We start from the raw sequence: 21,759 nt of genomic DNA, 5'->3' as shown, positions 1-21,759 counted from the left end.
AATGAAAAAAATACATTTCCTTTTAGCATTACTTGTGATTTCGATAAGTTTAAATGCACAGAATAAAATTGATCAGGATCGTGAAGCCATCAGATCGCTTGCCGGATTTTATAAGGTCACTTTTAATTATGCAGAAACATTTTCGCCAAACGACGACTATAAATTTCATGAAAGACATCGGTCTTCGGCAAAAGAATGGGCTGTAATACTAGAAGACTCACCTAAGAAAATCGTAATCCAACATTTATTGGTAATGAGGGGGGATAGCATGATTATTAAGCATTGGCGAGAAGATTGGACTTATGAAGACACACAGATACTGGCCTACGATCAAGATAACGCGTGGAAAAGCGTAATACTAAACGCCAACGATGTAAAAGGTAAATGGACACAAAAGGTTTACCAGGTTGACGATAGCCCCCGTTACCAGGCCATAGGAACCTGGGTTCATGTGGATGGGAGGCATCAGTGGCAAAGCAACACCGATTCTCCATTACCCCGTCGGGAAAGTACAGAACGAAGCGATTACAATGTGTTGAATCGGGGAAACAACCTTTACCTCACGGCTGGAGGTTGGATGTTTGAGCAGGATAATAAGAAAATTATCCGTTCAGATAGTGGAGATAAGCTTTTGGCGATGGAGAAGGGAATGGAAGAATTTGTTAGAACTGATCCTAAATCGTTTGCTTATGCTCAAACTTGGTGGAAAAATCAAGAAAGTTTCTGGAAAGATGCCAGAGAGACCTGGGAAACTATTTTTGCCGAAAATAAGGTGATAAAACTTATTCCAAAGGTTGATAATAAATTATTGTACGAACAGCTTTTTGACTTGGGCGATCAATCTGCTAAAGAGCACTGGACTTCTGCGCAAAACAAAGAAGGCATTAAGAAAATTATTAAAACTTATTTGGGGTGATTATTCGTAGTTAGATTTGAAAGATCTTTATGATAAAACCTAAGAATACATAAAATGGGCGGTTGCGAAGGCAAGCCGCCTTTCGTTTTTTAATCCTGCAGCCGCATTCAATTTAAAAAGCTTGCCCGAGCAGTCGATAATTTGAAAAAATATTCGGATTTTTATCGTTGAAGACAACACAATGATAGAGCTCAATTTTATTTCTTTTCCAAAATTAACTACAGACCGATTAGTACTACGCGAATATGCGATTGCTGATGCTCCAGCCCTATTTGCCCTGAGAAATGATGAAGAGGTAATGCGTTATATTGATCGGGAGAAACCCAAAACAGTTTACGACTGTGAATTGGCTATTCAAACCATGGCAGAAGGATATCTTCAAAGTAAAAATATGGTGTGGGCAATTACTTTAAAAGAAAATCCCGCACAAATGATTGGTTCTATTGGTTACTACCGTACAGATTTTGCAAACCATCGAGCTGAAATAGGATATATGTTATTACCTTATTATTGGAGAAAAGGAATAATAGCTGAAGCATTAAAAAAAACGATCGCCTTTGGATTTGAAGAAATCAAACTGCACTCCATATCAGCTAATATCAACCCTGAAAATGACGCTTCGCGACAAATTTTGCTTAAACATGGGTTTGTGAAAGAAGCCTATTTTAGGGAAAATTATTATTTTAACGGGAAATTTTTAGATAGCGAGATTTATGGGATGATAGCTAAATCCTCAATTTAATAAAGCTTAATAGGTATAATTTTTATATTTACATTATGTATCGTTCGGATAGGAAAGCGTTTAAGGCACATAACGCAGAAGAGGCCACAAAGTCTCATTCTATATATTATAAGAGCTTAACCTGGCAGGAAAGAATAGCTGTGGCTAATTACCTCAACAGCATTGCCTATAATTTTCCAGAAAATAATCCCCCAAAATTAGATAGAACTAAATTTGTTGCTAGAGCGAGGGGCAAGTGATGGGAAATATATTTAATGAGGACTTTAGAGATGATGAATTAATCATAAGAACAATTCATAAGGATGATTTAATCAGCGCAAAAAAAGCCGCTGGTAGGGCAAAGGACATCAATGACCTAGAAAACCTTTAATGAATTAAAATAGATAAAATTTTTAGCATGTTAAAAGCCGCAACCCCAATTCTTGCCTCACTAAACACAGCAGAAACCGTTGCTTTCTATACCAAGAAATTAGGTTTTACTTTTCATGCCGATTGGGATGGCTATCTTATTTTTAGTAAAGATGAAATCAATATCCATTTTTGGAGCACCGACAATCCTGTATTTCCAAAAAATACAGGATGTTATGTAAACGTGACCAATGTTGATGAACTTTATGCGCAATATGAGCCGCAGGGGATTATTCATCCCGACGGGAAACTAAAAGATATGGAATGGGAAATGCGCCAATTTTCTATTGTGGATAACAATGGTAATATCATCCATTTTGGTGAAGATATTGGGGAGAGCTAAGGGTTATGGGTTCAGCATAAAGTGAATATGCTGATCTAGTTCGCTTTATTGCGTAGCACTTGACGCTTATCGCAAAACACCTAACGCTTACCGCCCACGCAAAGTAATCAAAACTCTACTTTAAAATTGCGATACAATACTTATATTTGCGACGATTATTTTTAGAATAACAATGAGAGAAATCCAATTTAGAGAAGCGCTACGCGAAGCATTAAGCGAAGAAATGCGTAAAAACGAGAACATTTTTTTAATGGGCGAGGAAGTTGCGCAATATAACGGTGCATACAAGGTTAGTCAGGGAATGTTGGATGAGTTTGGCGACAAACGTATTATAGATACTCCAATTGCTGAATTGGGTTTTGCGGGAATAAGTGCGGGAGCAGCCATGAATGGCCTTTTGCCGATCGTAGAATTTATGACTTTCAACTTTTCATTGGTTGCAATTGATCAGATTATTAACGGAGCAGCAAAGATTTTATCGATGAGCGGTGGCCAGTTTTCTTGCCCTATCGTTTTTCGTGGACCAACAGGGAATGCCGGGCAATTGGGAGCCCAACACTCTCAGAATTTTGAAAATTGGTATGCCAACTGTCCAGGATTAAAGGTGGTGATCCCGTCAACACCTTATAATGCGAAGGGCTTGTTAAAACAATCAATTTTAGATCCGGATCCCGTTATCTTCATGGAGTCGGAAGTGATGTACGGCGATAAGGGCGATGTGCCAGAAGGTGAATATTATTTAGAAATTGGTAAAGCCAACATCGCAAAGGAGGGAACCGATGTAACCATTGTAACTTTCGGTAAAATGTTAACCCGTGTTGTAAATCCAGCAGTTGAAGAACTTACAAAAGAAGGAATTAATGCCGAAGTAATCGATTTGTTAACGGTTCGTCCGATTGATTATGCTACAATTATCGCTTCAGTTAAGAAAACCAATCGTTTGGTAATTGTAGAGGAGGCTTGGCCTTTGGCTTCAATTTCGTCTGAAATAACATTTAACGTACAACGCAGCGCATTTGATCATTTAGATGCACCAATTTTGCGTATCACTTGTGCCGATGTGCCCCTTCCATACGCTCCGACTTTAATTGCCGCAAGTTTACCTAATGCAGAACGTGTAATCAAGGCGGTTAAGGAAGTAATGTATGTAAGTAAATAAAAACAACAAATTGTAACGCTGAGCGTAGTCGAAGCGCAATAAATAATTTAATCCCGTTAGTAATCCTAGCGGGATTTTCTTTGAATAATTGAATCTTATTGTGCTCCCCAATTTCATTTTGCTCGTTTTTTGTTGGGATTAATTAACTTAGAGTAATGAAGAAAACTTTCATTTGGTCTGTATGAAAAATTTGTTCTTATTTCTGTCGGTGATTACCGTAGCCTTGATGGCTGGATTGTTTTATGCTTGGTCTATTTCGGTAATGACAGGGATTAGGAAACTTCCCGATCGTGAATTTATCATGGCCATGCAATCTATGAACAGGGCAATCCAAAACCCAATTTTCTTTCTTTGTTTTTTCGGATCGATTATCTTTTTGTGTATCAGCTGTGTTCTTCATTTTCAGCGACCTTTAGATACCGAATATTATCTTTTATTGTTGTCTACGATTTTATATATAGTGGGAGTATTAGGTGTTACCATTGTAGGGAACATACCGTTAAACAATCTGCTAGATGCATTTGATGTAAACTGCGCCAGCCTAGATTCGATGTTAAAAGTGAGAACGGCATTCGAAGACAAATGGAACTATTTAAATAACATACGAAGTGTTTCGGTATTTTTGTCGCTCTGCGCTATCGTTGGCGTGGCATTCTTAAAAAAATATAGAGCCATTTAATGCCCATCCTATTAGTATGAACGCCATTGGAAATACCCCTTTAATTAAGTTAACTAAGCTTGTCGGGCCCGAGTGTGCCGAAATATACGTCAAGTACGAAGGGGCTAATCCAACCGGCAGCATGAAAGATAGAATGGCATTGGCCATGATTGAAGGTGCCGAGAAAAGGGGAGACTTAAAACCAGGGGGAAAAGTAATGGACTACACGGGTGGAAGCACGGGAAGTTCTTTGGCGATGGTTTGCGCCACAAAAGGTTATGAAGCTTATTTTGTCTCCTCTGATGCATTTTCGGCAGAAAAACTGCAAACCATGAGGGCATTTGGGGCCCAACTAGAGCTATTTCCAAGCGATGAAGGTAAAATAACCGCTAAGCTAATGGCCGATATGGTGGCTCGGGCAAAGGAACTGAGCAAGGAACCGGGCATCTTCTACACCGATCAGTTTAACAATCCGGATAATAAAAATGCCTATCATCAAATGGCGAGAGAGATAATTGCCGTTTTGGGAAATGAAATTGATGAGTTTATAATGGGTGTTGGTACAGGGGGGAGTTTTTCTGGCAATGCAGAAGTATTAAAACATGAAGTCCCTAACATCCGTTGCCTTTCCATTGAACCTCTATATGTTAGGGCATTATCTGGTGGCGACGTTTCGGGCAAACATAAATTGGAAGGCATGGGTGCTGGCTTTGTGCCATCCATATACCGTGCTGATTTGGCTGATGAAATTATCGCTGTTGCTGATGAAGATGCTTTCGAAACCGCGAGAAAATTAGCGAGATTAGAAGGGATATTTGGTGGAATTACTTCTGGAGCTAATGTGTGGGCAGCAATGCAAAGAGCCCAGACTATCGGACCTGGAAAGAAAATCGTTACTGTGGTATGCGATTCGGGATTGAAATACCTCAACGGGGAATTGTATAAGTCTTAATATATCTGGACCTTGACTGCAACTAAGCATGTTTGTTGCTGTTGCGTTTAGGTAAATTAGTGCGTATTAATAAATAGTTTAATCAAATTATAAATACTATGATGCGTTATCTATTCATTTTAATGGTACTTAGTACTTTTATCCCAGCTAGTGCTCAGCAAAACGCCCCATCAGAAATTATTAAAGGAAAACAAAACTATTTGGCCGAATTAAAAATAGCGGGAAAAAATTTTACGAATGAATTTTATCCAAACTATGTGAAAATTCATCAACTTCCAGAACAAAAATTTATTTCAAAAATTGATTCAGTCAGGTATGAATTTAAGAAGATCCTACTTAAACATACCAAAGAGCTAGATAAGGAATACGTTCAGGAACAGCAAATGGAGATTAGCTATTATTTTGATAAGCTGCTGATCGAATACCCACAAAATAATGATATTTATGCAGGCAAATCATCCCCCGGCTCTTCTATTATCGAAAAAAAACTCGCACGTAATCTTAACGATTTTAATACGCCCAGCCTACTTAGAAATACTGATTTTATAAATTATGTGAAGGCTTTTCTTTCTTTGCAGACCTATCTTGAGCTTAACAAAAATAAATACCATACCGATAACCAACAACTAAATGTGGTTTGGGGATTAATTTCGAAATATTTTACTAATACTCAATGTAAAGACTTTTGGAGAAGCGAATATTTATTTAACCATATAGAAAATAATGGAATTAAAAACATAAAGGAAATTTATGAGGGATTTAAAGCAACATGCACCGACACAGCCTATCTTAATAAAGTAAATACGATTTACACCGAAGATTTTATCGGAAGGCAAGGTCATTTGATAAAAACCTATAAAAATTTAGGTAAATGGAGTTTAGATCTCCATATCTTTCTTCCCGATAGTGTTCTTAAAGGTACCAAGAAACCCGTAATTATTTTTTTTCATGGAGGTAGTTGGTCTGAGGGGAAGCCAGATTGGTTTTTTTATGGCTGTGAAAATCAAGCAAAAAAAGGCTGGATAGCTATTGCAGCTGAATATAGAACTTATGGGAGATTTGGAACTTTGCCCTTTGAAGCCGTAATGGATGCAAAATCCGCAATCAGGTGGTTAAGGGAGCATGCAGAAGAATTTAACATTGATACCAACAAGATTGTAGCGTCAGGAAATTCGGCGGGCGGACATTTGGCCTTATCTACGGCTTTGGTAGATAAATGGAACGAAAAAACTGATCATCTAGCATTTAGTGCAATACCTAATGCAATTATGGTTAATTCGGCTGTTTATGATTTAACCGACCAGAGTACCATGTGGATTAGAAAACAGTTAAAGGATAAAGATCTCGTAAAGCAAATTTCTCCCAATCATCTCGTTAAAAAGGAGTTTCCTAAAACATTGATCATTCACGGTACCAATGATAAAAATGTGCCTTTTTTATCAGCCAAACTCTTTACTGATAAAATGAAAGAGGTGGGTAACACAACCATTCAGTTTGAACCCCTATTAGGGGCAGAACATTTTATTTGGTACCACCCTACATTTTCGCCAATCGTTGCTAAACTGAGAAATGAGTTTTTAAGCAAATTAGGGTACTAAAGGTTTTGTGCCTTAAGGGAGCAGAAATTTTATTAACTCAAACTTGACCTCGTAGGTTCTGTAGAACCTACGAGGTTGCCCGAGGTTGCCTCCAAGAGAAGAGCAGCAACTAATAGTACAAATTTCTTCTAAAAACTGATTATCCTAAAAATCCTAGTTAAATTCGCCAAAAATCATTTAATCCTAGTATGGATCAACATTTCCAAAGCATTGCAACTACCTTATCCATATCGATAAAACAGGTGCGCTCAACAATCAACTTATTAGACGAGGGCGCAACAGTGCCCTTCATTTCTCGTTACCGTAAAGAAATGACGGGAAGTTTGGATGAAGTACAAGTGGCCGCTATCAGAGATTTAGCACAACAGCTGAGGGAACTGGATAAACGCAAAGAAGCGATTTTAAAATCGCTTACCGAACTAGAAAAGCTTACTCCAACCTTAGCGAATTTAGTAAATGAAGCCAAAACGATGACGGCCTTAGAAGATATTTATCTGCCCTTTAAGCCAAAGCGTAAAACAAGAGCCTCAGTAGCTAAAGAAAGCGGATTGGAGCCCTTAGCCTTAAGTATCCTGGCCCAAACAAGGATTGATCCGGTGCAGGAAGCCGTTAATTATGTAAATACTAAAAAAGGGGTAGCTAATACTACTGAAGCATTGGCTGGCGCAAGAGATATTATTGCGGAATTAATAAACGAAAACGCAGAAGCGCGGACTAAGATGAGACATCATTTTATACAGAAAGCCACCTATAAAACGGTTGTGATTAAAGGAAAAGAAGAGGCCGGAATTAAGTATAGGGATTACTACGAATGGGAAGAAAGTGCTAAAAACACGCCCTCCCACCGTGTACTGGCTATGCGAAGAGGAGAGCAGGAAGGTTTCCTGAAATTGGATGTGCTCCCGCTTGAGGAACCAGCCATACAATTACTCGAAGACCAATTTATAATCGCCAGGAACGAATCCGCTAATCAAGTGAAGTTAGCCATCGTTGATGGATACAAACGCCTGCTTCGCCCTGCGATGGAAACAGAATTAAGAGCGATAACCAAACAAAAAGCAGATGATGAAGCCATTAAAGTATTTGCCGAAAATGCAAGGCAATTATTGCTGGCCGCCCCTCTTGGACAAAAAAATGTACTAGCCATTGATCCCGGATTTAGAACAGGTTGTAAGGTGGTTTGCTTGGATAAGCAAGGTAAATTGATTGTTAATACTACCATTTATCCGCATACCGGGCAAGGAAATCTGAAGGATGCAGCCTGGCAATTGCAACAACTCTGCGGGAAGCATGAAATAGAGGCTATCGCAATTGGTAATGGCACAGCGGGTAGGGAAACCGAAACTTTTGTTCGTGGATTAAAGGTTCCCGACGTGCTTGTAGTAATGGTAAATGAAAGTGGTGCCTCTATTTATTCGGCATCGCCTTTGGCCAGGGAAGAATTTCCAACGCAGGACATTACTGTGAGAGGTGCGGTTTCTATAGGGCGTAGATTGATGGACCCTCTAGCAGAATTGGTAAAAATTGATCCAAGATCTATTGGTGTTGGACAGTACCAACATGATGTAGACCAAAATCAACTGAAGCAGAGCCTCGATGATACGGTAATTAGCTGCGTAAATGCGGTAGGCGTAGAGCTGAACACCGCCTCTAAACAGGTTTTGTCTTATGTTTCCGGCTTAGGAGAACAATTGGCACAAAACATTGTGAATTATCGCAATGCAAATGGTGCATTTAAAAATAGGGAGAGTTTAAAAAAGGTGCCCCGCTTGGGCGATAAGGCTTTTGAACAGGCTGCGGGATTTTTACGGATCCGCGATGCGAAAGATGTATTGGATAGAAGTGGCGTGCATCCAGAACGCTATAATTTGGTTGGTAAAATAGCACAAGACCTAGGTTGTACCATTGATGACTTAATTAAAGATACCAGTTTACACAACCGAATTAATTTGCAGCAATACGTTACCGCTGCCGTAGGCTTACCAACGTTGTCTGATATCATAAAAGAACTGGCTAAGCCAGGCCGGGATCCTCGTGATCAATTTGAGGCATTTAGTTTTGCCGACGGTATAAATGCGATCACAGATTTAAGAATCGGAATGAAACTAATGGGCATTGTTACCAATATCACTAATTTTGGGGCATTTATTGATATTGGGGTACATCAAGATGGATTGGTGCATACGAGCATGCTTGCCAACCGCTTTGTTGCCAACCCTAATGAGTTAGTAAAAGTTAGTCAGGTAGTACAGGTAACAGTGGTTGATGTAGATATTGCCCGTAAACGAATTGCGCTATCTATGAAAGATGAAGGCAAAAAACCAAAAATCGAAAATTCAAAGCGAATGGAACAAAGAGAAGGTGTGAAGGAGTCAGGAAGTTTGATAGAGCTAAAAGCCGAAAGACCAAAACAGAAAGTACAAGATGCCAAAGCTTATGGAACGAGGGACCCAGAGGGGGATTTGCAAGCGAAATTGGAAGCGCTGAAAGGAAAGTTTAAATAGTCTGACGCTAACACGCTGTTAATTTTTCGGCTTAAATAAAAAACAAGATCAAAAAAGGAAGGAACAATATAACAAATAGTAAGGTTAAAGAAAAGAGCCTATCTGAAATGCGTACATGGTTTCCGCCGCTGAATTTTTGGTCGTCAATCTCACTTGATCCACGTAGCCATAAGTATAAATCTCGACCATGAATTCGGAAACTCCAACGCATTAATAGGTAATCAAGCATAGAAAAAACTAAGGGCGTTATGAATGCCCAATGAACTAAGACCTCATTTACATCCTTATTTTCATAATCTCGATCAAGATAGCCCAAGATTATGCCTACAACCGATAATCCAACTACCACTATCCATTTATAACTACTCCTAACCCATTTTTTCTTTCGATTAAATAAAAGAATTACATTAATCAAGTAGGGCGCCAGAATAACGAGGCTATTCATATCTTTAGCTACCATGTTCAAAGTTATATCAGAGACAACTTATACTTATTAAAGTTCTATCTGTCTTTTAATGCTTTCCTCCAACGATATTAACGTCTCTGTTCGTTGGATTCCCTTTACTGCTTGGATCTCCTCGTTAAGCACATGACGTAAATGATCGGTATCACGGCAGGTAATTTTGGCAAACATGCTATACGAACCCGTCGTGTAATGCAATTCTACTACCTCTTTTATTCTACTTAATTGTGCTACTGCATCTTTATATAGTGAGCCCTTTTCTAGGTAAATACCTAAAAATGCAGTAATGTCATAACCTGCTTTTTTTGGATCGATAATTAAATGCGAGCCCTTGATAATGCCCATATCTATCAATTTTTTCATCCTCACATGTACGGTGCCGCCAGAAATGATCAGTTCTTTGGCAATTTCTGTGTATGGTTTTGTGGCATCATGCATCAACTGCGTTAGAATCTGGATATCGAGGTTGTCAATTTCTAAATTTTGGGTTTCTTTTTTTAACATAATTTTCTGAAATATTAATGATTATCTAATTTAATTACAATTTTCGTAAAAATAAAATTAAATGATTAAAATATTTGCAACATAATTGATAATTGTCTTATGTTTGTGATAAGCAAATAAAAACAAATCGTTCTTTAGCATTGCTTATACTCTGTAGGGTGGTGAAATTGGCAGACACACCTCCTTGTCTCGGTGGTAGAGGAAATGGGAAATCCAGTAATGGTACAACCACTCTATGAAGGTTCGACTCCTTCCCCTACAGCTCTTGAGTTTGGACCAGTGAGTTTGGAGTTTTAACTTCGGACTCCTGACTTTCGGACTTCGGACTAAAAAATGTTGGGTGGTGAAATTGGCAGACACACCTCCTTGTCTCGGTGGTGGGGATTATGGGATAAACGCAATTTATGGGTTGACCACAAATTAATTTTGAATTGCAGCTAACTACCCCTTGAAGGTTCGACTCCTTCCCCAACAGCCAGTTTTATAAATAATAAGTTAGTTAAGAGGAGTGACCTTGGATAGGGTTACTCTTTTTTTTTAAAAAATGATTACACGGATTTTTAAGATTACACAGATGATCGATTGCTTAGCACAGGTAAAAGCCACAGATGTTCAGAATTATCAATCTGCGCATCTGCGGCTTAAAGACCTTAGATGTCTAAGGCGTCTTAGGTGGTGATCAAAGAGTTATTTGATTCCGTATTTATCACTAAACTTCTTATCCAATTGTTTGTGTAAATTGTCTAGGTTAATATCACGACCTTGAATAAAAGCTTGTTCAACTTTGTTTGTTCTCATGTCTAAGGCATCGCCTGCAGAGATAAAAAATGTTGCATCTTTTCCAATGGCTAGGCTGCCCACACGTTTATCAATACCCATTGCAATTGCAGCATTTAAAGTGATCGTTTTTAAGGCCTCTTCTTTACCCATACCCCATGCAGAAGCAGTTCCGGCCATAAAGGGCAGGTTGCGCTGCTGCCAAAAACCATCATCACTTCCAATACTTATGGCAACGGTTACACCGGCATTGGCCAGTACGGCTACATTCTTGTAAGGCATATTCACATCATCATCTGCATTATTTGGTAAAGAGTGTGGCTTCTTAACAATCACCACAATGTTGTTCGCTTTTAAAAAATCAGTTAACAAATAAGCATCATCTCCACCCACAATTACCGGGGTGATGCCGAATTTTTTAGCAAAATTCACAGCAGCAACAATATCCTTTTGGCTATCAGCTGTGATAAAGAGCTTTTCCGAACCATCAAACACCCGTTTCATCGCTGCTAGTCGGGTATTGCTGTACGAGGAGGCAACTTCTGCATACATCTTCGCTTCGGTAAAGAACTTGTTCAGTTCTGCAATTGCATTGTTGGTACGTTCGTTCGGATCAACACCAGCTGTTGTGGCACCACCACCAAACCTACCTCCACCACCAAAGCCACCTCTTCCGCGTGGGGTAACGGGCCAGGTCATGTGCATTGCATCATCTACCCTAATGGCCGCATCTTCCCAGTTCCAAGCATCTAATTGCACTACCGAAGAACTACCAGAAATGGTGCCACCCTGCGGGGTAACCTGTGCCATTAATACTCCGTTGCTTCTTAATGTTGGTGGTACTTTAGAGTCGGTATTGTAGGCCACAAGCGCTCTGATATGCGCATTATTTTCGCCCAATTCATCGTTATCCAATGTAGCCTTAACACTCGCTACTTCCACTAAACCTACATCGGTAATTGGCGAAATAAATCCTGGATAAATGTGCTTTCCGTTTGCTGTAATTACTTTTGCATCTGTTAGTGCTAATTTTACAACGGTAGCATCACCAATACCTATAATTTTGCCCTTATCGAATATTAAATACCCGTTTTCGATTACTTTCCCATCCCCAGTATGGATGATAGCGCCCATCACAACGGTTTTTTGAGATTGGGGCTTTGCCGGAGAAATAGTGGCCTGCCCGTAAGCTAAGCCTACCGATGCAAACAGGGCAATTGCTGTTGATATATACTTATTCATGATTGTGATCTCCTTCTAGTTGATTTTGTTCTGCCCAATAATCCTCTTCGGTTTCGCAAGCATACAAGCGAGGTGGGCGCTCACCAAAGGCCCGTTGGGTGCGTGCACCTGCATTTTTACTTTCCAATAATTTTTGGATAATTCTGGCCTTCTCTGCTTTTTGGGCAATTTGAACCTGGGCATCACGTTCCAAATCCCAGTAAGGGGTCCCATCTACAAAGGTTTTTTCGGCTTTTGCATAAATAGAAAGTGGGTTGGCCGACCAGATTACCACATCGGCATCCTTCCCTACTTTAATGCTCCCAACTTTATTGTCGATATGCAACATCTTGGCAGGGTTTAAAGTCACAAATTTTAATGCTTCTTCTTCTGGTACACCTCCATATAGTACTGATTTTCCAGCTTCTTGGTTTAAGTGTCTGGCCATTTCGGCATCATCTGAGTTAAATGCGGTGGTAATACCCACGTTATGCATAATTTTTCCATTGTAAGGGATGGCTTCCTGAACTTCCATTTTATAGGCCCACCAATCCGAGAATGTTGAACCTGCAATACCATGTGCTTGCATTTTATCTGCAACTTTATAGCCTTCTAAAATGTGTGTAAAGGTGTTGATCTTAAAGCCTAAACTATCAGCTACATGGATCAGCATATTTATTTCGCTCTGTACATACGAGTGACAGGTAATGAAACGCTTGTTGTTCAGGATTTCTACTATAGCATCAAGTTCTAGATCTCGTCTAACGTTATTGCCTTTAACCGCAAGTTCCTTTTCGTAAGCTTTAGCCCGAGTAAATTCGTCAACAAACGTTTGTTCTACGCCCATTCTTGTAGATGGAAAACGTTGATTATTTTGAGAAGAACTTTGTTTTACGTTTTCTCCCAAAGCAAATTTGATAAAACCATCGCTACCCGCAAACTTCAATTCTTCGGGTAATTTTCCCCAACGCAGTTTAATGAGTTGTGTCTGGCCTCCAATTGGGTTTGCAGAACCGTGTAAGATGTGTGAAGTAGTAACACCACCTGCCAATTGGCGATAGATGTTTACGTCTTCAGAATTAATAACATCCGCTATGCGCACCTCTGCTGATACAGATTGGGCACCTTCATTAATTCCGCCACTTCCCGCGATATGCGAATGCTCGTCAATTAAACCAGCGGTGATGTGCTTTCCGGTTGCATCTATTACTCTTGCAGAGCCAGCAGACAGATTTTTGCCAACTGCCTTAATCTTTCCGCCTTCCAAAAGCACATCGGCATTTTGAAGGATACCTTCTTTCTCATTGGTCCACACGGTTGCGTTTTTTAGTAGCACCGTTTCTTGAACAGGAGCTACGGCTGTTCCAAATGCGATAAAAGGAAAAATTAGCGGCCCAGTTGCTGTGGGTGTCTTAACAGGTTCATCCCGTTTTGGCATTTCTTTGGCAGCTTCCTTAAAGGTTCCTGTCCAGTAACCCGAAGCATTTGAGTTGATGATCACATCACCGCCAAACGCAATTGGATTTGAATTACTTAAATAACCGGTTAAACGTACATCCCCCACTGGGTTTTTCTTTAGATTAAATGTGATGGTAACCCAATCTCCACTCCGTGTGAACGTTGCATTGGTTTTAACACTGTCGGCCCCTAGGCGTTCAATAGCTGCGATAGAGCCTCCCGTGGTACCCGAAATCCTTAAAATTGTAGATCCAATGCCATCGATATTTAAATTATATGTTCCACGCAGATCGGCTACATCCATTTTGTTTACCACAAAACGTTTGCCCTGCACCCAGTTTTCGAAAATGATATTTCCAGTTTTAAAGAGGTTATCCGAAGTAATTAAAAAATTGGCCAATTTGCCTTTTTCAATTGAGCCAACTTTATCACTAACGCCCAATAGCGTTGCCGGAACTTCGGTAACGGCCATCAGTGCCTGTTTTTCTGTTAAACCATTGGTGATGGCCTGTTGAATGTTGGCCCAGAAATCTTTGGGAGTTTCTAAGCCGAAAGAAGTTAAAGCAAATTTCACCCCTGCCTTTTCCAGAACACCCGGATTTGTCGGCGCTAACTCCCAACCTTTCAGTTGTGCAATACTTAGGTTTCTTGCTTCAGTTGGATCCTCAACATCAAAAGCCTTAGGGAAATTGATGGGGATAATTAATGTTGCACCAGTTGCTTTTACGGCATCAATCCGTTGATATTCATCACCGGTTGATTTGATGATATATTGTTTTCCGAACTCTTTGGCAATTTTATCTACTCTTAAAATATTTGCCCAGCCATCGGCCTCAAATAGTTGAGGAAGGGCTTGTTGTTTATTAAACTGCTCTAAAGAAATGTTGTATTCTTCTTTTTGACCTTTATACCAGGTTGCGTCAAGATAGGTTTGGCGCAATAAGGCAATAGAACCCATTAAGGAAGATGGATAATCGTTAGTAGAAGTACCTCTGTTAAATGAGTAATTTGCCGCCGTCTGATCGTTTAGCATCACCTCATTTTCTTTTCCATCGTTTAGCGTAACTGCTGCGGAAGTTCCACGGGCAATACCGTCGCGGTTAACTACGTTCACACTCCCAAATCCGGCTTTACGCAAATCGTCTGCTTTTTTTGTATCGATGGTAAAGATTGATCTTGCTTCGGTTTCTGGTCTGATACTTTCATTCCATCCGTATGCTCCTTTTTTTGTTGAGGTAAATACCGATTGGCGACCAAAAAACCCTCCTGCACCGGGTGCAGCACGTTGTACTTCTGGAATACCATATGACGTAAAAGCATCAATTAGCGAAGGATAAATGAATTTTCCCTTAAGGTCGATAACTACATATCCTTTAGGGATTGCAGTTCCCGTACCCACAGATTGGATAGTTTTGTCTTTAATTAGCAACACGCCGTTACTAATGGTTTGATTGGCATTAACCACAATAGTTGCATTGGTAAAAGCATATAATCCCGGTCTGATATCAAAAGAACCATTAACGGGATAAGTTTGCTGCGCAAATAAAATTGTAGTAGAAAATACCAACGCGAGCGCAAGTAGAATTTTCTTCATAATTGTTGATTAGTTTATCTGATAAATCTATTCATAAATAAAGAGTTATAAGGCATATAACATGTTTTTTACACCAAACGCTAACAGTTAGGCGTTAAGCGTTGGGTTTTTTGGGCAACAATCGCAAAACGCCCAACGCTTATCGCTCAACTTTCGATTAGATTTATTACTTTTGAATCATGAATTTCTATGAAATCTTAAGAAGCGCACATTCAGGTTGGAGATATATCGTTTTTATCTTATTACTTGTTGCCATTATCCAGGCTTTGGTGAGTTGGTTAGACAAAAGAGCCTATACAGAACGTAATAGAAAATTAAACCTGTTTACTTTGATCAGTGCGCATATCCAGCTGGTTTTTGGATTGATCTTATATTTTTTAAGTCCACTTACCAAGGGAGAAACATCAGATCCTTTGTACCGCTATTGGAAGATGGAGCATATTGGGATGATGATTTTGGCTATAATTCTTATCACCATAGGAAATTCGAGATCTAAAAAGGTTGTGGGGGATGTGGCTAAGCACAAAAACATTGCTCTCTTTTTTGGAGTAGCACTCGTGATTATTATCATTGCAATTTATATGATGATAAAAGTTGGCCCGGCGACAAGTTTTTTTGGCATGTCTCCTCACTAAGCGCTAAGCGATTTTAAAATTTATTTTGATTACTTAACTTTTTGTATATTTTTGTTCCACTAATGATTAACAATATCCATACATGGCAATGGCGTGGTAATTCTGAAAAGAGTTTCGTCGTAACTTTGTGTACCTTATAGTTTATCAACCTAAACCTAAACCACATTATCAAACCCGACGTTATACACGCCGGGTTTTTTGTTATAAATTAAACTACTCCTCCCTTTTGGGGAGGTAGGGAGGGCTAAATGAAAACGTATACCATACAAATACACGCAAAGAAAAAACTTGCCGATACCACTACTCCGGTAAGTATTTATTTGCGCTTGCGTGATGTTTTTCCGAACACCATCTTATTGGAAAGTTCTGATTATCACAGTCGCGAAAATGCAACAAGTTATGTTTGTGCCGAACCTGTGGCTGGCATTGTACTTAAAGATGGCAGATTAAATATGTATTTTCCTGATGGAACAACCGAAGTTAAAACCGATTTTAGGCTTACCGATGAAATAGCGGCCTTTAAAAATAGATTTAGCAGTATTCCGCAATCGAACGAAAAGCACATATCTACCGGGTTGTTTGGTTACTTTACATGGAATGCGGTACAACATTTTGAGGATATCACCTTTACTTCTGCTACGCCGGACGATGAACAGATCCCGATGATGCAGTATCATATCTACCGCTATATTATTGCCATAGATCACTTTAAGAATGAAGTAACCTTGTCTAAAAATGTGTTCAATGGCGATGGTAATGAAGATTTATCGAAGGTTGAATACATCATCCAAAATAAAAACTATCCCGAATACAACTTTAAAACCAACGGTGATGAACAATCAAATTTGTCGGACCAGGGGTTTATGGACATGGTTGAGCAGATGAAAAAACACATTTATCGAGGCGATGTTTTTCAAATTGTACCTTCCCGTGCATTTAATCAAGGTTTTTTGGGCGATGAATTTAACGTGTACCGCTGCCTAAGGTCCATTAATCCCTCCCCATACCTGTTTTATTTCGACTATGGAAATTTTAAGCTTTTTGGATCATCACCCGAAGCACAGATTACTGTCCAAAACAATAGGGCAAATATCTTCCCAATTGCGGGAACGTTTAAACGTACGGGTAACGACGAAGAAGATGTGGCGTTAGCCAAAAAATTGGAAGCTGATCCAAAAGAGAGTGCCGAACACGTGATGTTGGTAGATTTGGCACGGAACGACCTGAGTAGGCATTGCAAAAATGTTGAAATAAAATCTTTTAAAGAGGTACAATACTATTCTCATTTAATTCACCTGGTTTCAAAGGTAAGTGGAAATTTACAGGCTGGCGTAAGTGCTTTTAAGGTAGTGGCAGATACCTATCCCGCCGGAACCTTAAGTGGAGCCCCTAAATATAAGGCCATGCAATTAATTGATCAATACGAGAAGTTAGGGCGTAATTTTTATGCTGGAGCTATAGGCTATATGGGTTTTAACGAAGATTTTAACCATGCCATTATGATCAGGACATTCATGAGCAAAAATAATAAGCTCCACTATAGGGCGGGTGCAGGGATCGTAGCAGATTCTATACCCGAAAATGAGCTCAATGAAGTAAACAATAAGATTGCCGCATTGCGGAAAGCCATTCTGATGGCAGAGGAGATATAGAGTTGACAGTTTGAAAAATAAACCTATCAATGTAACAAAATCGGTGTAATCATCTTTAATCCCTGCCTGCCTGCCTGGCGGCAGGGGTGTAATCACCCTTAAAGAGTAAATATGAATAACAATAAAAAACCAATACTGGTAATAGATAACTACGATAGTTTCACCTATAACCTGGTGCATTTAATCAACGAATTAGGGTACGAGGCTGTAGTATGGAGAAATGATAAGTTCGATTTGGAGGAGGTTGCTCAGTTTGATCAAATTCTGCTTTCGCCCGGACCAGGTATCCCAGAAGAGGCAGGCTTATTATTAAAAGTGATCAGCACCTATGCCCCAACAAAAAGCGTCATGGGTGTATGTTTGGGTCAGCAGGCTATTGCCGAAGCGTTTGGAGGAAGTTTGCTTAATTTAGGTAGGCCGATGCATGGTATTGCTACGCCGATAACGGTATTGGATGATAATGAGCTAATTTTTAAGGGCTGTTTAACTCCCATTGAAGTTGGAAGGTATCATTCATGGGTGGTTAATCCAGCGGATCTTCCACCTAGTTTAAAGGTTACCGCAACAGATAAAGATGGACAGATCATGGCACTTAGGCATAAAGAGTTCGACGTTTGTGGGGTACAGTTTCATCCAGAAAGCGTACTTACGCCAAGTGGGAAGCAAATGATCAAAAATTGGTTAACACCTAAATTCCCTGAAGCAGACTAGATAATATGTAATTTATGGCACAAGATATGAACGGTAGAAAGGAAAGCCACTTTGAGGGGTTTAGGGGTAATATTCTGGACAAGATAGTTTTACGTAAAAAAGAAGAGGTGGCTTTAGCCAAACAAAAAGTTTCTGTAAAAGAATTGGAAGCTAATGCTAATTTCGGTCGACAGCCTTTCGTATTCCGCGATTTTCTTTTGGATGAAAAGAGGACAGGCATTATTGCCGAATTTAAAAGGCAATCCCCATCCAAAGGATTGATCAATGGCACAGCCACTCCAACAGAGGTTACCCAGGCCTATAATTCGGCGGGTGCTTCGGCTTTATCAGTACTTACCGATCACGATTTTTTTGGTGGCATGGCCGATGATCTTTTTGCAGCAAGGGCGGTAAATCAGATACCCATCCTACGTAAGGATTTTATGGTGGATGAATACCAGATTCTGGAAGCAAAAGCATGGGGAGCAGACATTATTTTATTGATCGCCTCTATTTTAACTCCAAAAGAAATTGAAAAATTTGGGAAATTAGCCCAAAGTTTAGGGCTAAACGTTTTATTGGAAGTGCATAATTTGGAAGAATTGGAAAGAGGTTGCTGCCCTTATTTAGACGCGATTGGCGTAAACAATAGAAATTTGGGAAACTTTAGCGTAAATATCCAAACCTCATTTGATTTGGTTGATCAGATCCCCAACCAATTTCTCAAGATCTCCGAAAGTGCGATCGATAATCCCTTAGTGATCAAAGAACTTAAATCAGTTGGCTACAATGGATTTCTGATCGGAGAGAATTTTATGAAAACCGATGATCCGGGGACAGCAATGAGAGAATTTGTAGCGAAATTGTGAGCATTTCAAATATACCACACAAACTATAATTTGCTTTAAAAAACTATGTGACCTATGTTTCTATGTGGTAAAATTAAGAAGAACTGTAAACTTAAAGCCATCGCATATGTTCTATTACTCCAAACACTAAACGATTTTAGATTTCATATCTTTGCAAAATATACATGGGAAAACAAAAAACGTATGATACCGCCCTTAAACAAGAACGCGCAGTACTTGTTGGGGTAATAAGGCCGGGCGAGAAGCCAGAGCAAACGAAGGAGTATTTAGATGAGCTTGAATTTTTGGTGCAAACGGCCGGCGGTGTGGTAGAAAAGAATTTTACTCAAAAGATGTTAAAGCCAGATAGGGCAACATTTGTAGGTACCGGAAAACTAGAAGAAATCCAAGCATGTGTAAAGGCTGAAGAAATAGATATGGTAGTGTTTGATGATGAACTTTCACCGTCACAACTCCGTAATATCGAACGTGAACTACAGGTTAAAATATTAGATCGGAGTAATCTGATCCTTGATATTTTTGCAGGGAGGGCGCAAACCGCACAAGCAAAAACGCAGGTTGAACTTGCTCAACTTCAATACCTGTTGCCACGCCTAACACGTTTATGGACCCACTTGGAGCGTCAAAAAGGGGGCATCGGGATGCGTGGACCGGGCGAGACGCAGATCGAAAGCGATAGAAGGATGATTCTAGAGAAAATCTCTCTCTTAAAAGAACGATTGAAACTAATTGACCGCCAAAACGAAACGCAACGTAAAAACCGGACGCAGCTTATTAGAGTAGCATTAGTGGGTTATACCAACGTAGGGAAATCAACCATTATGAACATGCTTTCTAAATCTGATGTTTTTGCCGAAAATAAGCTTTTCGCCACATTGGATACAACAGTACGTAAGGTAGTTATCGAGAATTTGCCTTTTTTGTTGTCAGATACCGTTGGTTTTATTCGGAAACTCCCTCACCATTTGGTAGAATGTTTTAAATCCACCTTAGATGAAGTTAGGGAAGCAGATATCCTGATCCATATCGTAGATGTTTCACATCCTAATTTTGAGGATCAGATCCATACGGTTAACGAAACACTAAATGATTTGGGTGCTAGGGATAAGGATACTATTATGGTTTTTAATAAAATTGATGCTTATGTAACTCCAGAAGCTGATGAATTTAACCAAGAGGAAACAGCTCCATTAACCTTGGCTGATTTCAAAAAGAGTTGGATGTCTCATCATAGCTCTCCAACTATCTTTATATCCGCTACGCGAAAAGAAAATCTGGAAGAGTTTAAGGAATTGATTTACAATAAAGTTAAAACTCTACATACCAGCAGATACCCATACGATAAGTTGTTATATTAGTATTGGATATTAACTATTTAAAAAACATATAAGAGATATAAGAAAATTAAGTGTTCTGGCGTATTAAATGTACTTATATTTCTTCCCGATAGCTATCGGGATGGTTAAATACAATTCACGAGCATGTTATTTTTAAGACTTTCAGATATGAGACGAATACTCTTTTTTTGTATTTTCAGCTGCCTATTTTTGGTTAGTAAGGCTCAAGTTATAAGCTTAACCACTGCTGAGGTCGGCAAATTAAAAAAATTGATCCAGACAAATGCTGATGTAAAAAAGCACTGGGAAGAGTTGGTAAAAACTGCTGATGAAGCTTTAACTGCAATACCAAACCCTGCGGATACGATTTTAACCGAGGGGATACTTCAGGGCAATCCGCGTAAAACAAAAACTTGGGCTTCGTTAGAAGACATGCAAAAAATATATGCCTTAGCTTTTGCTTATAAGGTAAAGGGTGATAAAAAATATTTAGATAAGGCAAGTGAGTTTTTTCTAGCTTGGTCAAAAGGAAATACGCCTACTGGTAACCCCATTAACGATACCAATTTGGATCGCATTATTTTTGCTTTTGATCTGGTAAAAAAAGACCTTACAAATGATATAAATCTAGCAGTAAACAACTGGTTAAGGGAAACCGCTTTTCAAGAAATTAAAAGCTTTGATAAGGCAGCGAGCGGAAAGGGTCTCACCTACATGAACAATTGGAACTCGCACCGAATTAAAGAAGTGGCCGAAGTTGCTTGGGTAATTAACGATAGGTCACTTCAAAAATGGGTATTAAATGCCTACAAAGTTCAAATTTCAAAAAATCTATTGCCTGATGGGAGTAGTTTTGATTTCCATGAAAGGGATGCCTTACATTATCATATCTATGATGTTGATCCTTTAATGGTAGCCGCAACGATTATAGCAAGGGGCGGTAACTTTGGCGACAATCCATATACCTATCAATCGGCCGAAGGCAGCTCGTTAAAAAAATCTGTAGATTGGTTGGTTCCTTTCTTTACAGGAGAGAAAACCCACGCTGAGTGGGTAAATTCTAAGTCAGCTTTTGACAAAAAAAGAGCAGCAAATGGAGAAAAGGGTTATATTGCAGGGACGCTGTTTAAGCCCTCAGAAGCAAGATCAAGTATTGCTTTGGCAAACTATTTTGAGCATCAAATGTTGGTTATTTACCAGCAACAAACTAAAAATAGTTCAACATACCCAACTTGGCAGTTTGTATTAAACGAAGTAAAACGCTAACCGCCAAACGCAG

Annotated in this window: 18 protein-coding genes and 2 tRNA genes; 16 read left to right on the top strand and 4 right to left on the bottom strand. The window is 39.4% G+C overall.

What is annotated here, in order from left to right:
* Position 1 precedes the first annotated feature (1 nt).
* The 8 genes from AC6H0V_RS14220 to AC6H0V_RS14185 all read left to right on the top strand — a co-directional run bounded on the left by AC6H0V_RS14220 (position 2) and on the right by AC6H0V_RS14185 (position 9,280).
* Positions 2 to 916, top strand: coding sequence for a DUF6607 family protein (locus AC6H0V_RS14220; protein ID WP_497560854.1), 915 nt, complete (start codon positions 2 to 4; stop codon positions 914 to 916).
* A 181-nt stretch (positions 917 to 1,097) separates the two neighbouring features.
* Positions 1,098 to 1,658, top strand: coding sequence for a GNAT family N-acetyltransferase (locus AC6H0V_RS14215; RefSeq protein ID WP_497560853.1), 561 nt, complete (start codon positions 1,098 to 1,100; stop codon positions 1,656 to 1,658).
* A gap of 397 nt (positions 1,659 to 2,055) precedes the next feature.
* Positions 2,056 to 2,409, top strand: a complete 354-nt coding sequence (locus AC6H0V_RS14210; protein WP_497560852.1) for a bleomycin resistance protein — start codon at positions 2,056 to 2,058, stop codon at positions 2,407 to 2,409.
* A 172-nt stretch (positions 2,410 to 2,581) separates the two neighbouring features.
* Positions 2,582 to 3,568: a pyruvate dehydrogenase complex E1 component subunit beta gene (locus AC6H0V_RS14205; protein ID WP_497560851.1), complete on the top strand. Its 987-nt coding sequence runs from the start codon at positions 2,582 to 2,584 to the stop codon at positions 3,566 to 3,568.
* Positions 3,569 to 3,749: 181 nt separating this feature from the next.
* Positions 3,750 to 4,247: an anthrone oxygenase family protein gene (locus AC6H0V_RS14200; RefSeq protein WP_497560850.1), complete on the top strand. Its 498-nt coding sequence runs from the start codon at positions 3,750 to 3,752 to the stop codon at positions 4,245 to 4,247.
* A 16-nt stretch (positions 4,248 to 4,263) separates the two neighbouring features.
* Complete coding sequence (locus AC6H0V_RS14195) at positions 4,264 to 5,178, top strand: PLP-dependent cysteine synthase family protein (RefSeq protein WP_497560849.1); 915 nt, start codon at positions 4,264 to 4,266, stop codon at positions 5,176 to 5,178.
* A gap of 122 nt (positions 5,179 to 5,300) precedes the next feature.
* A complete protein-coding gene (locus AC6H0V_RS14190; protein WP_497560848.1) occupies positions 5,301 to 6,776 on the top strand; it encodes an alpha/beta hydrolase in 1,476 nt (491 codons plus the stop codon).
* 188 nt (positions 6,777 to 6,964) lie between these two features.
* Positions 6,965 to 9,280: a Tex family protein gene (locus tag AC6H0V_RS14185; RefSeq protein ID WP_497560847.1), complete on the top strand. Its 2,316-nt coding sequence runs from the start codon at positions 6,965 to 6,967 to the stop codon at positions 9,278 to 9,280.
* A gap of 31 nt (positions 9,281 to 9,311) precedes the next feature.
* Here the strand turns inward: AC6H0V_RS14185 and AC6H0V_RS14180 are convergent, their stop codons facing one another.
* Together AC6H0V_RS14180 and AC6H0V_RS14175 are read right to left on the bottom strand one after the other, a co-directional pair.
* On the bottom strand, positions 9,312 to 9,740 hold the full coding sequence (locus tag AC6H0V_RS14180; RefSeq protein ID WP_497560846.1) for a hypothetical protein: 429 nt from the start codon (positions 9,738 to 9,740) through the stop codon (positions 9,312 to 9,314).
* Between the two features lie 33 nt (positions 9,741 to 9,773).
* The gene (locus AC6H0V_RS14175) at positions 9,774 to 10,247 is read right to left on the bottom strand and encodes an Lrp/AsnC ligand binding domain-containing protein (protein WP_497560845.1); all 474 of its coding nucleotides are present in this window, start codon (positions 10,245 to 10,247) and stop codon (positions 9,774 to 9,776) included.
* Positions 10,248 to 10,399: 152 nt separating this feature from the next.
* Here AC6H0V_RS14175 and AC6H0V_RS14170 point away from each other — a divergent pair.
* A tRNA-Asp gene (locus tag AC6H0V_RS14170) sits at positions 10,400 to 10,509 on the top strand.
* A gap of 72 nt (positions 10,510 to 10,581) precedes the next feature.
* Positions 10,582 to 10,725 (top strand) — tRNA-Asp (locus AC6H0V_RS14165).
* Positions 10,726 to 10,934: 209 nt separating this feature from the next.
* On the opposite strand, the gene AC6H0V_RS14160 is transcribed toward AC6H0V_RS14165, so the two are convergent.
* Positions 10,935 to 12,266, bottom strand: coding sequence for an amidohydrolase family protein (locus tag AC6H0V_RS14160; RefSeq protein ID WP_497560844.1), 1,332 nt, complete (start codon positions 12,264 to 12,266; stop codon positions 10,935 to 10,937).
* Entirely contained in the window at positions 12,259 to 15,297 is a 3,039-nt protein-coding gene (locus AC6H0V_RS14155; protein ID WP_497560843.1) for an amidohydrolase family protein, read from the bottom strand. The genes AC6H0V_RS14160 and AC6H0V_RS14155 overlap by 8 nt, the downstream gene beginning before the upstream one ends.
* Before the next feature lie 179 nt (positions 15,298 to 15,476).
* On the opposite strand from AC6H0V_RS14155, the gene AC6H0V_RS14150 reads away from it, so the two are divergent.
* From AC6H0V_RS14150 to AC6H0V_RS14125, 6 genes are all read left to right on the top strand, one after another.
* Complete coding sequence (locus AC6H0V_RS14150) at positions 15,477 to 15,932, top strand: cytochrome B (RefSeq protein ID WP_497560842.1); 456 nt, start codon at positions 15,477 to 15,479, stop codon at positions 15,930 to 15,932.
* A 248-nt stretch (positions 15,933 to 16,180) separates the two neighbouring features.
* Positions 16,181 to 17,584 (top strand): anthranilate synthase component I family protein, encoded by a 1,404-nt coding sequence (locus AC6H0V_RS14145; RefSeq protein ID WP_497560841.1) that lies wholly within the window; start codon positions 16,181 to 16,183, stop codon positions 17,582 to 17,584.
* A gap of 111 nt (positions 17,585 to 17,695) precedes the next feature.
* The gene (locus tag AC6H0V_RS14140) at positions 17,696 to 18,295 is read left to right on the top strand and encodes an anthranilate synthase component II (protein WP_497560840.1); all 600 of its coding nucleotides are present in this window, start codon (positions 17,696 to 17,698) and stop codon (positions 18,293 to 18,295) included.
* 14 nt (positions 18,296 to 18,309) lie between these two features.
* A complete protein-coding gene (gene trpC, locus AC6H0V_RS14135; RefSeq protein ID WP_497560839.1) occupies positions 18,310 to 19,143 on the top strand; it encodes an indole-3-glycerol phosphate synthase TrpC in 834 nt (277 codons plus the stop codon).
* 164 nt (positions 19,144 to 19,307) lie between these two features.
* Positions 19,308 to 20,501, top strand: a complete 1,194-nt coding sequence (gene hflX / locus AC6H0V_RS14130; RefSeq protein ID WP_497560838.1) for a GTPase HflX — start codon at positions 19,308 to 19,310, stop codon at positions 20,499 to 20,501.
* Positions 20,502 to 20,648: 147 nt separating this feature from the next.
* A complete protein-coding gene (locus tag AC6H0V_RS14125; RefSeq protein WP_497560837.1) occupies positions 20,649 to 21,746 on the top strand; it encodes an alginate lyase family protein in 1,098 nt (365 codons plus the stop codon).
* Positions 21,747 to 21,759: the final 13 nt, after the last annotated feature.

This window comes from Pedobacter sp. NO84 (assembly GCF_059703915.1).
This window is presented reverse-complemented; position numbering and strand designations above follow the sequence as displayed.

Coding starts and splice junctions, on each gene's coding strand:
- AC6H0V_RS14220 (WP_497560854.1), top strand. CDS start 2: ATGAAAAAAATACATTTCCTTTTAGCATTACTTGTGATTTCGATAAGT.
- AC6H0V_RS14215 (WP_497560853.1), top strand. CDS start 1,098: ATGATAGAGCTCAATTTTATTTCTTTTCCAAAATTAACTACAGACCGA.
- AC6H0V_RS14210 (WP_497560852.1), top strand. CDS start 2,056: ATGTTAAAAGCCGCAACCCCAATTCTTGCCTCACTAAACACAGCAGAA.
- AC6H0V_RS14205 (WP_497560851.1), top strand. CDS start 2,582: ATGAGAGAAATCCAATTTAGAGAAGCGCTACGCGAAGCATTAAGCGAA.
- AC6H0V_RS14200 (WP_497560850.1), top strand. CDS start 3,750: ATGAAAAATTTGTTCTTATTTCTGTCGGTGATTACCGTAGCCTTGATG.
- AC6H0V_RS14195 (WP_497560849.1), top strand. CDS start 4,264: ATGAACGCCATTGGAAATACCCCTTTAATTAAGTTAACTAAGCTTGTC.
- AC6H0V_RS14190 (WP_497560848.1), top strand. CDS start 5,301: ATGGTACTTAGTACTTTTATCCCAGCTAGTGCTCAGCAAAACGCCCCA.
- AC6H0V_RS14185 (WP_497560847.1), top strand. CDS start 6,965: ATGGATCAACATTTCCAAAGCATTGCAACTACCTTATCCATATCGATA.
- AC6H0V_RS14180 (WP_497560846.1), bottom strand. CDS start 9,740: ATGGTAGCTAAAGATATGAATAGCCTCGTTATTCTGGCGCCCTACTTG.
- AC6H0V_RS14175 (WP_497560845.1), bottom strand. CDS start 10,247: ATGTTAAAAAAAGAAACCCAAAATTTAGAAATTGACAACCTCGATATC.
- AC6H0V_RS14160 (WP_497560844.1), bottom strand. CDS start 12,266: ATGAATAAGTATATATCAACAGCAATTGCCCTGTTTGCATCGGTAGGC.
- AC6H0V_RS14155 (WP_497560843.1), bottom strand. CDS start 15,297: ATGAAGAAAATTCTACTTGCGCTCGCGTTGGTATTTTCTACTACAATT.
- AC6H0V_RS14150 (WP_497560842.1), top strand. CDS start 15,477: ATGAATTTCTATGAAATCTTAAGAAGCGCACATTCAGGTTGGAGATAT.
- AC6H0V_RS14145 (WP_497560841.1), top strand. CDS start 16,181: ATGAAAACGTATACCATACAAATACACGCAAAGAAAAAACTTGCCGAT.
- AC6H0V_RS14140 (WP_497560840.1), top strand. CDS start 17,696: ATGAATAACAATAAAAAACCAATACTGGTAATAGATAACTACGATAGT.
- trpC (WP_497560839.1), top strand. CDS start 18,310: ATGGCACAAGATATGAACGGTAGAAAGGAAAGCCACTTTGAGGGGTTT.
- hflX (WP_497560838.1), top strand. CDS start 19,308: ATGGGAAAACAAAAAACGTATGATACCGCCCTTAAACAAGAACGCGCA.
- AC6H0V_RS14125 (WP_497560837.1), top strand. CDS start 20,649: ATGAGACGAATACTCTTTTTTTGTATTTTCAGCTGCCTATTTTTGGTT.